Source organism: Mycobacterium sp. 852002-10029_SCH5224772, assembly GCF_001667315.1.
GTDB lineage: Bacteria > Actinomycetota > Actinomycetes > Mycobacteriales > Mycobacteriaceae > Mycobacterium.
The window spans coordinates 1-790 of record NZ_LZHT01000066.1; the positions used below are offsets into that span (position 1 = coordinate 1).

The 790-nt window shown below is 66.2% G+C and carries 1 protein-coding gene; it reads right to left on the reverse strand.

Annotated features, from left to right (window positions below):
* A partial coding sequence (locus A5775_RS11590; RefSeq protein WP_231995158.1) for a phosphopantetheine-binding protein occupies positions 1-790 on the reverse strand: 790 nt, incomplete at both ends.

Here is a 790-nt window from a genome sequence, read left to right on the forward strand (position 1 = left end):
GGCTTTCCTGGCGTGCCACCACATCGGCCAACGCCGCCCCCAACGCCTCGGCATCCAGGCTTCCACTGAGCCGCAACGCCGCCACCATGTTGTAAATCGGTGAGGGCCCCAGCAACTGGTCGATAAACCACAACCGTTGCTGGGCAAACGACAACGGCACCACCGCGGGCCGCTCGAGGGCCACCAACGGCTCCCGCCGACCGCCATCCTCACTTACACGCAGCGCCAACTGGGCTACCGTGGGCGCCTCGAACACCGCACGTACCGAAAGATCGGCATCCAGACCCATCTCGATTGCAGCGATCAATCGCATCGCCAACAGCGAATCGCCACCCAAATCGAAGAAGGAGTCATCGACACCGACCCGTTCGAGCCCGAGCACCTCGGCGAACACGCCGGCCAGGATCTCCTCGACGGGGCTTGCCGGAGCGCGATAGCCGGCGTTCTGGTACCCGGGTGCCGGCAGCGCGCGGGTATCGAGTTTGCCGTTGGGTGTTAGCGGCAGCGCCGCCAACACCACCACCGCGGCCGGCACCATGTATTCCGGCAGTCGCTCGGCCAGCGCGATACGCAGTTCGCCCGGATCGACTGTCCCGCTGCTCGATTCGGTGACATACCCCACCAGCCGCTTGTCGCCGGGTCGGTCCTCGCGCGCGATCACGACGGCCTGCTCCACGCCCTCCAGGGCGGTCAGTGCGGCCTGAATCTCCCCGAGTTCGATGCGATACCCGCGGATCTTGACCTGCTCATCGGCACGGCCCACATACCGCAGCTGCCCATCAGCACCCCA